An 8923-nucleotide genomic window follows, 5' to 3' on the forward strand; every position below is an offset into this window, starting at 1 on the left:
CACAATCCCGCGAGGGTCCCTTGTGCAGCCATCCTCTCCGGTCCAAGTTTCCAAGCAGCAAGAGGAGGTTGCACTGCCCATGCGTCGCCCGACCATTCGTCCCACCCTGATGCTGTCCTCGGCATTGGTGCTGGGTTCCGCATTGTCCGCCCTGGCCCAGATGCCCGAGGACGTGACCCATTTCACCCTTCCCAACGGCCTGGAGACCGTCGTCATCCAGGATGACCGCGCCCCGGTCGTCGTGCAGATGGTCTGGTACAGGATCGGCGCCGCCGACGAGGTGCCGGGCAAGTCCGGCATCGCCCATTACCTGGAACACCTGATGTTCAAGGGCACCGACAAGCTGGCCCCCGGCGAATTGTCCAAGACCGTGACCGCCAATGGCGGCAGCGACAATGCCTTCACCAGCTGGGACTACACCGCCTATTTCCAGCGCATCGCCAGCGACCGCCTGCCCCTGGTCATGGAGATGGAGGCGGACCGGATGGCGAACCTGAAGATCTCGGATGACGACTGGATGGCGGAACGGCAGGTCGTGCTGGCCGAACGCGCGCAGCGGATCGACAGCGACCCGGCGGCGCTTTTCGCCGAGGAGATGAACGCCATCGTCTATGACAACCACCCTTACGGCCGCCCGATCATCGGATGGCGGAACGAGATCGCCGACCTGACTCGCCAGGATGCGATCGACTGGTACGAAACACATTATTCCCCGAACGAGGCGATCCTGGTCATCGCGGGCGACGTCACCCCCGAAGAGGCCCGCCGCCTGGCCGAGGAAAACTATGGCCCCATCCCCGCCAAGGGCGAGGCCGAACCCCGCATCCGCCCGCAGGAACCAACCAAGCAGACGGCGCGCCGCATCAGCATGTCGGACCCGCGCGTGGCCCAGCCCCGCATGACCCGCAGCGTGCTGGCGACCGAACGCAACCCCGGCGACCAGAAACAGGCGGCGGCGCTGACGGTGTTGGCCGATCTGCTGGGCGGGTCGCCCCAGACATCCGTGCTGGCCCGCGAGCTGATGCTGACGGGCAAGGCGCTGTGGGCCGGGGCGTCCTATGATGGGCTGTCGCTGGACCCGACCGAATTCACCCTGTCGCTGGTGCCCCCGCAAGGGACCGAGCCCGCCAAGGCCGAAGCCGCCCTGGACGAGGTGATCGCCAAATTCCTGAAGGACGGCGTCGATCCCGAGGATCTGGAACGGGTCAAGACCCGCGTCCGCGCGGCCCAGGTCTATGCCCAGGACAGCGCCCATGCCCGCGCCTATGATTACGGGCAGGGCCTGGCCACCGGGCTGAGCGTCGAGGACGTGAATGACTGGCCCGACATCCTGGCCGCCGTCACCGCCGATGACGTGATGGACGCGGCCCGCGAGGTGTTGGCCGACGGGGGCGGCGTCACCGGCTGGCTGACGCCCGAACCGCCTGCCGAACCCGCCGCCAAGTCCGCACCGCCCAAATCCGACCCCGAACCTGCCAAAGCCGAGGTGCAAGGATGATCCGTGCCGCAATCGCCACCGTCCTGACGCTGCTGGCCCTGCCCGCCCATGCGATCGAGATTCAGGACGTCACCTCGCCCAAGGGGATCAAGGCCTGGCTGGTCCAGGACGACAGCATCCCCTTTGTCGCGCTGGATATCCAGTTCAAGGGCGGCGCCAGCATGGACGCGCCGGAAAAGCGCGGCGCCATCAACCTGATGACCGCCCTGCTGGAAGAAGGCGCGGGCAAGCGCGACAGCACCCAGTTCGCCCAGGCCGTCGAGGATCTGGGGGCACGAATTTCCTTTGATGCCGATGACGACACGCTGAGCGTCGGCTTTCGCGCCCTGTCGGAGAACCGCGACGAGGCGGCGGATCTGCTGGCCCTGGCGCTGACCCAGCCACGCTTTGACGAAAGCGCCGTCCAGCGGGTCCGCGCACAGGTCCAGGCCGTCATCCGCTCCGAGGCGACCGACCCCAACAGCATCGCCGCCAAGGAACTGGCGCGGCAGGCCTGGAGCGACCACCCCTATGCCACGTCGCTGAACGGGACCGAGGAGAGCGTCGCCAAGCTGACCCGCCAGGATCTGGTCGCGGCCAAGAACCGCGTCCTGGCCCGCGACCGCGTGGTGGTGGGCGCGGCAGGCGACATCTCGCCCGAGGAGCTGGGGCCGCTTCTGGACCGCATCCTGGGCGGCCTGCCCGAAGCCGCGACCGCGCCCCTGCCCGACAAGGCCGAACTGCAGCTGAGCGGCGGGACCACCGTCATCGATTGGGACAGCCCGCAGACGGTGGTGTCCTTTGCGGGTCCGGGCATCGCCATCGACGATCCCGATTACTTCGCGGCCTTCGTGGCCAATCACATCCTGGGCGGCGGCGGCTTCAGTTCGCGCCTGATGACCGAGGTGCGCGAAAAGCGCGGCCTGACCTATGGCGTCGGCACGGCCTTGGCGACGGGTCTGTTTGGCCAGTCCTGGCAGGGCGGCATGGCGGGTGGCAATGACACCACCGGCCAGGCCGTGGACCTGATCCGGCAGGAATGGGCCGGAATGGCCGAAGGCGTGACCGAAAAGGAACTGACGGACGCCAAGACCTATCTGACCGGGGAATACCCGCTGCGCTTTGACGGGAACGGGCGCATCGCCTCGATCCTGGCGGGGATGCAGCTGATCGGTTTCCCGATCGATTACATCAACACCCGCAACGACAAGGTCGAAGCCGTCACCGCCGAGGACGTGGCCCGCGTGTCCAAGCGTCTGCTGGACCCCGCGCAGCTGCGCTTTGTGCTGGTCGGTCGCCCCGAAGGCGTCGAATCCACCGATTGATGTCCATCGCCGCGCCCTTATCGGGGCGCGGCGACCCTCTGGCGGCGATGCCCCCCCGGTGCTAGTTTCGCGCCGATGAACGCCCCAAGCCCCCATACGCGCCCGATGATCCGTCAGCTGGACGAGACGACCGCCAACCGCATCGCGGCGGGCGAGGTCGTGGAACGTCCCGCCTCCGCCGTCAAGGAACTGGTGGAAAACGCGCTGGACGCAGGCGCCACCCGCATCACCATCGAGATCGAGCAAGGCGGCAAGCGCCTGATCCGCGTCACCGACGATGGCTGGGGGATGACCCCCGACGACCTGCCGCTGGCCTTGTCGCGCCATGCGACCAGCAAGATCGACGGCACCGACCTGCTGGCCATCACCAGCTTTGGCTTTCGGGGCGAAGCGCTGCCCTCGCTTGGGGCGGTGGGGCGGCTGACCATCACCTCGCGCAGCGACGGGTCCGAGGGCGCGGTCATCGCCGTCGCAGGCGGGCGGATCACGCCCCCGCGTCCCGCCGCCGCAAACAGGGGCACCGTCGTGGAACTGCGCGACCTGTTCTTTGCCACGCCCGCACGGCTGAAATTCCTGCGCACCGACCGGGCCGAGGCGCAGGCCGTGGCCGACGTGATCCGCCGCCTGGCGATGGCCGAACCCTATGTCGCCTTCCATCTGACCGCCGATGGTCGCGACATCTTTCGCGCCGATGCCGAACAGGGCGAACTGTTTGGCGCGCTGCAGACCCGCCTGTCGCGGGTGATGGGGGTGGAATTCATCGACAACACCCTGCCGGTCGATGCCGAACGCGACGGGCTGACCCTGACGGGCTTTGCCGCCCTGCCGACCTTTTCGCGCGGCGCGGCGGTGGCTCAGCATGTCTATGTGAACGGCCGGCCCGTCCGGGACAAGCTGCTGACCGGGGCGCTGAAGGCGGGATACATGGACGTGCTGGCGCCGGGGCGGCATCCGGCGGCGGTACTGTATCTGGCCTGCGACCCGCAGCTGGTCGACGTGAATGTCCACCCCGCCAAGGCCGAGGTGCGCTTTCGCGACCCGCAGGCCGCGCGCGGCCTGGTCGTCAGCGCCCTGCGCCATGCTCTGGCCCATGCCGGGCACCGGGCGTCGTCCACCGTGGGCGATGCGACCCTGCAGGCCTTCCGTCCGGAACCGGCCCCCTCTGCCATGCCCGCCCCGCCCCACGACAATCAGACATGGCGTGCGGACAGACCGTCAGGCGCGGCGATCCGCGCGGGGTTGGACATGCAGGCCCCCGTTCTGGATGCGGGTTTTGCCGAAGGACCCTCGGCGCGTTACGAACCCGTCCATGACGAGACGCCGGTCAGCGCGCCCTTGGGCGCCGCCCGTGCGCAGATCCACGAGAACTATATCATCGCCCAGACCGAGGACGGGATGATTCTGGTCGATCAGCATGCGGCCCATGAACGGCTGGTCTATGAGCGGCTGAAGACGCAGGCCGGGACCCGTGCCATTCCCGCCCAGGCCATGCTGATCCCCGACATCGTCGACCTGCCCGAGGCCGATGCCACCCGCATTCTGTCGGTCGCGGATGACCTAGCGGAACTGGGCCTAGTGATCGAGGCCTTCGGGGGCGGTGCCATCGCCATCCGCGAAACCCCCGCCATGCTGACGCAGCTGAACACCAAGGCGCTGATCAACGACATCTTGGACGATCTGGCCGATCAGGGCAGTTCGGACCGGCTGCGGGCGCGGATCGACGCAGTCCTGTCTTCCATGGCCTGCCACGGGTCGATCCGGTCGGGCCGCCGCATGTCGGCCGATGAAATGAACGCCCTTCTGCGGGAAATGGAACGTACGCCAAGGTCGGGCCAGTGCAATCACGGGCGCCCGACTTGGGTCAAGCTGCGCCTGACCGATATCGAGCGCCTGTTCGGGCGTTCCGATTAATCGCCGCGGGTCACGCGGATCAGCTTGCCGTCATCCTCGTCGGTGATCAGCACGATCGCGCCGTCCTCGGCCACCTCGATGTCGCGGACCCGGCCGATCCCTTTCAGGTGGCGGGCCTCGCCGGTGACCTTTTCGCCTTCGATGTCCAGACGGATCACCGAACCGGACTGCAGCCCGCCCAGCAGGGCGTCCCCCTGCCATTCGGGGAACATCTGCCCGTCATAGAACACCATACCGCTGAGCGCGGGCGACGGGTCCCAGTAATAGACCGGCTGAACGGTGCCCTCGACCTGAGTCTGGCCCATCTGCGCGCCGTCGTAATCGGTGCCATAGGTTGCCAGCGGCCAGCCGTAATTGTCGCCCTGACGGATCAGGTTCAGCTCATCCCCGCCCTTGGGACCGTGTTCGTTCATCCAGATCCGCCCATCGGGACCCATGGCCGCGCCTTGGATGTTGCGATGGCCCATGGTCCAGATCTCGGGCAGGGCACCATCGATGCCCGCGCCCGCCGGGCTGCCATCCATCGCGTCGATGCGGATGGTCTTGCCCAAGGTGGCCTGCGGGTCCTGCGCCAGTTGGCGGGGTTCGGGGTTGGATCGTTCACCGACGCCCACATGGATGCGCCCTTGCCCGTCATGGACGATCCGCGCGCCGAAATGCTTGGTCGAGGCCCAAGCCGGGTCCTGTTGCCAGATGCGGGTCACATCCTGCATTTGCGTGCCGTCATCCGACAGCACGCCGGTTGCGACGGCGGTGGCATTGCGCCCCTCGCCCCGCGGTTCGGCATAGGTCCACCAGACACGGCGGGTCTGGGCAAAGTCGTCGGCGACGGCCACGTCGTGCAGGCCGCCCTGATCACGTGCATCCACCTCCGGCAGGCCGCCGATCGGATCGCCCATCGCGCCATCCGCCCCGATCACCCGCATCCGGCCCGGCCGTTCGGTGACCAGCCAGTCGCCGTCGGGCAGCATTGCCAGACCCCAGGGATGGACCAGCCCCTCGGCCAGAACCGTCTGCTGCAGCGCCATGTCGCCCGGCAGGGCGGGGGCGCGGGTCTGTTCCGGGAAGGCGGGCGACTGGTCATAGGCCGCACCGTTCGGTGGCGTGTCGTTGAAGCCCTGGGCCATGGCGCAGCCAGCCCCCAGCAGTGTGGCCAACAACGTGGTCGTGCGTCCGATGCGGTTCATGATCATCTCCTCCGATGCAGTCTTGGGTTGCATCGGGAACGCCGCGCGGTTCAGCCCCGTTCCTGACCTGCGACCATGTGCCCATCCCTATGCCGGTCGAAAATCGCGCGCGCCCGCCCCCAGGGGCCCGTCCCGATATCATCCAGCTGCGCCAGCACCGGCAGCAGCTGGGCCGCATAATCCTGCGACGATTCGCGCGGGAGCATCGAAGGCAGGTTGTCGATCGCCATCACGTCGAGGGGCGGTTCCTCGGCCACGCGCAGGGCCGGGCGATCCCAGGTCGTGGTGCGGTCATAGACCTTGATGGGGGAAAAATCGCTGGTCGGATCGCAGGCCACATCCCCGATGACGCGCAATTCGCGCCCCGGCCCCTTGGCGCTTTCGGGCACGAAGACCGGCACGCCGGGCTGGGCCAGGATGGCGTTGACGAAGATCTGGTGCATCATGATCTGCGGGAAAGGCCCGCCCGATGCGGTTTCGGCCATGTCCCAGGCCGTGACACCAACGCCCATTTCCGCCAGCAGGTCGCAGGCGCCGCTGCCAACGCGGCCCTTGGCACCGATGACGATGGCGCTTGGGCGGGCGGCTTGGGTGGCGTCCAGTTGGGCGCGCAGTTCCTGCAGCAGGTGATCCTTGTCGGGATAGGCGCCGACCGGCCCGCAGATCGTGCCCCGCCTTTGCGCGATCCAGCATTTCAGCGCCACCGCCGCCCCCGCATAGCCGGCCCAATAGCCGAAGGCCGCCAGCCGCCGCCCGTCGTCGTCAGTCAGGTATTCCAGGTCGTAAAGCGCCCCGCCCCCGGCCCGGAACCGGTCCAGCAGCACCTGCCCCGCGGGCTGGCCCTTGAAGGCATGGCCGAACATGATGTGGCGGTGACACAGGGGCGATCCGTCCTCGGGCAATTCCTTCAGACCGAAGACGATCGCGTCGTCCGGGGCGGCGTGCCACGAACCTTCCGGCGCGATGGTGGCGCCTGCGCGGGCATAGGCATCGGTCGGAATGATGCGGCGCGTGCTTTCCTCGACGGTGACGCGCATGCCCTGCGCGATCAGTTGCGCGACGCCCTCGGGGGTGATGCCAGTGCGGTCTTCGTTCGGGCGGCTTTCGGCCCTGACCCACAGATGTGTCATACGGATTTGTCCCATCGCCTGTATCCTTGCCCGCAAGGTTAGGTCACGATGCCGCACGCCCGCAAGCCACTGGAACCGGTCGCGACCCCAAGGGGTTTGCTGGCCAGTCCCCTTAAATCCATCCGATGAAGGAATGATCATGCTGATAAGCCGCCGCACCGGACTGAAACTGGCCGCAGCCCTGCTGGGCAGCGCGCTGATCCCCGCATTCGCCATGGGGCAGGATGCTCCCAAGGACGCCCCAATGGAGATGCCCAAGGTGCTGACCCATGCGACCGATGCGGGCGACGTGGTCATCCATCCCGTCGATCACGCCAGCATGGTCTGGAAAACCCCGGCGGGCGTCATCTATGTCGATCCGGTGGGCGGGGCCGAAGCCTATGCCGACCTGCCCGCCCCCGACCTGATCCTGATCACCCATGAACATGGCGACCATTTCGACCAGCCGACGCTGGATGCCCTGGCCGAGGTTCCGCTGATCACCAACCAGGCGGTCTACGACATGCTGCCCGAGGCCATGCAGGGCCGTGCCACGGCGATGGCCAACGGCGATACCGGCACGGCACTGGATTACGACCTGGAAGCGATCCCCGCCTACAACATCACCGAAGACCGCCTGCAATATCACCCGCAGGGCCGCGACAACGGCTATATCCTGGCCATCGGCGGCAAGCGGTTCCTGATCGCGGGCGATACCGAGGACACGCCGGAACTGCGGGCGTTGAAGGACATCCACGTCGCCTTCCTGCCGATGAACCTGCCCTATACGATGACCGTCGAACAGGCGGCCGATGCGGTGGCAGCCTTCCAGCCGCAGACCGTCTATCCCTATCATTTCCGCGACAGCGACGTCGAGGAATTCGCCCGGCTGGTCTCGGAGGGTGACGCGGAAACTGAAGTCGTGATCGCGGATTGGTATCACACCGCCAGTTGAGGGATCGCCGCCATGCCGGCCCGCATCCTGCGCATCACCTTCGTGCTGGGGTGGGTCGTCATCCTGCTGGCCGCGGCCTTCTGGCTGTGGCCATCCCTGCCCGCGCTGCAATCCGACCTGACGCGGCTGCACGACCTGCTGCAGCATGGCGAAGGTTGGAGGCAACGCAATCCGGCGCTGGCGGTCCTGTCTTATCTGGCAATCTTCGTGGGGGCGGCCAGTTTGCCCCTGCCGGTTGTCGTGGCGCTGACCTTGGCGGGCGGGACCTTCTTCGGCTTCTGGCTGGGACTGACGCTGTCGCTGGCAGGGACCGTGCTGTCGGCCTTGGTCAGCTTCCTTGTCGCCCGTCACCTGCTGGCAGGGGTGGTGCGGCAGGCATTCGGGCACCGCATCCGGCAGATGGACAGCCGGGTCGAACGCGATGGGGCGCTGGCGCTGCTGAGTCTGCGCCTGACGCCCGCGCTGCCGTTCTTTCTGGTCAACATCGTCTCGGGGCTCAGCATCATGTCGGCGCAGCGATTTGCGCTGGTGACGGCGATCGGCGTGCTGCCCAACAAGATCATCCTGACCGCCGCCGGCACGCAGCTGTCCGACGTCCAGCGCGTCTCGGATATTTTTGGGCCGCGGGTCATCGCGCTGATCGCGGCGCTGGCGATTCTGCCTTGGGTCGCACGCTGGATGCTGGAGCAGCTGCGCGCCAAGCGCCTCAGAAGGGGACCGGCGCGCTGAAGCTGTGATGCACCCCGCCATCGGGGTGGCGAAAGCGCAGCGTTTCGGCATGCAGCATCAGGCGCGGATAATCGGCGGCAGGCCCGGTGGCATAAAGCGGATCGCCCAGGATCGGATGACCGCTTTCGGCCATGTGCACCCGCAGCTGGTGGCTGCGCCCCGTCACCGGCATCAGACGCACCCGCGTTTCATCGGCCAAGGTCTTCATCACCCGCCAATCGGTCTGCGAG

The 8923-nt window shown here is 67.4% G+C and carries 7 protein-coding genes and 1 pseudogene; 5 read left to right on the forward strand and 3 right to left on the reverse strand.

From position 1 onward, the window contains the following. Positions 1 to 79 precede the first annotated feature (79 nt). The 3 genes from DKT70_RS14670 to mutL all read left to right on the forward strand — a co-directional run bounded on the left by DKT70_RS14670 (position 80) and on the right by mutL (position 4713). The gene (locus DKT70_RS14670; RefSeq protein WP_111559836.1) at positions 80 to 1498 is read left to right on the forward strand and encodes a M16 family metallopeptidase; all 1419 of its coding nucleotides are present in this window, start codon (positions 80 to 82) and stop codon (positions 1496 to 1498) included. Beyond that, complete coding sequence (locus tag DKT70_RS14675) at positions 1495 to 2802, forward strand: M16 family metallopeptidase (protein WP_199559614.1); 1308 nt, start codon at positions 1495 to 1497, stop codon at positions 2800 to 2802. Before DKT70_RS14670 ends, DKT70_RS14675 begins: the two co-directional genes overlap by 4 nt. Positions 2803 to 2877: 75 nt before the next feature. Then, the gene (gene mutL, locus DKT70_RS14680) at positions 2878 to 4713 is read left to right on the forward strand and encodes a DNA mismatch repair endonuclease MutL (protein WP_111559837.1); all 1836 of its coding nucleotides are present in this window, start codon (positions 2878 to 2880) and stop codon (positions 4711 to 4713) included. Here mutL and DKT70_RS14685 read toward each other — a convergent pair. Both DKT70_RS14685 and DKT70_RS14690 read right to left on the reverse strand, forming a co-directional pair. Further along, entirely contained in the window at positions 4710 to 5900 is a 1191-nt protein-coding gene (locus DKT70_RS14685) for a PQQ-dependent sugar dehydrogenase (RefSeq protein WP_111559848.1), read from the reverse strand. The genes mutL and DKT70_RS14685 overlap by 4 nt on opposite strands. 50 nt (positions 5901 to 5950) lie before the next feature. Next, the gene (locus DKT70_RS14690; protein WP_111559838.1) at positions 5951 to 7030 is read right to left on the reverse strand and encodes a saccharopine dehydrogenase; all 1080 of its coding nucleotides are present in this window, start codon (positions 7028 to 7030) and stop codon (positions 5951 to 5953) included. A 139-nt stretch (positions 7031 to 7169) separates the two neighbouring features. Between DKT70_RS14690 and DKT70_RS14695 the strand changes: the two genes are divergently transcribed. Together DKT70_RS14695 and DKT70_RS14700 are read left to right on the forward strand one after the other, a co-directional pair. Beyond that, positions 7170 to 7964 carry an MBL fold metallo-hydrolase gene (locus DKT70_RS14695; protein WP_111559849.1) on the forward strand — a complete coding sequence of 265 codons (795 nt, stop codon included), beginning with the start codon at positions 7170 to 7172 and terminating at the stop codon, positions 7962 to 7964. 12 nt (positions 7965 to 7976) lie between these two features. After that, positions 7977 to 8693, forward strand: coding sequence for a TVP38/TMEM64 family protein (locus tag DKT70_RS14700; protein ID WP_111559839.1), 717 nt, complete (start codon positions 7977 to 7979; stop codon positions 8691 to 8693). On the opposite strand, the pseudogene DKT70_RS14705 reads toward DKT70_RS14700, so the two are convergent. After that, positions 8671 to 8923 (reverse strand): annotated as a pseudogene (locus tag DKT70_RS14705) (RNA pseudouridine synthase); the annotation flags it as partial. The gene DKT70_RS14700 and the pseudogene DKT70_RS14705 sit on opposite strands and share 23 nt — an antisense overlap.

Origin of the sequence: Paracoccus sediminilitoris (genome assembly GCF_003259195.1) — a bacterium.
Classification (GTDB): Bacteria; Pseudomonadota; Alphaproteobacteria; order Rhodobacterales; family Rhodobacteraceae; genus Paracoccus; species Paracoccus sediminilitoris.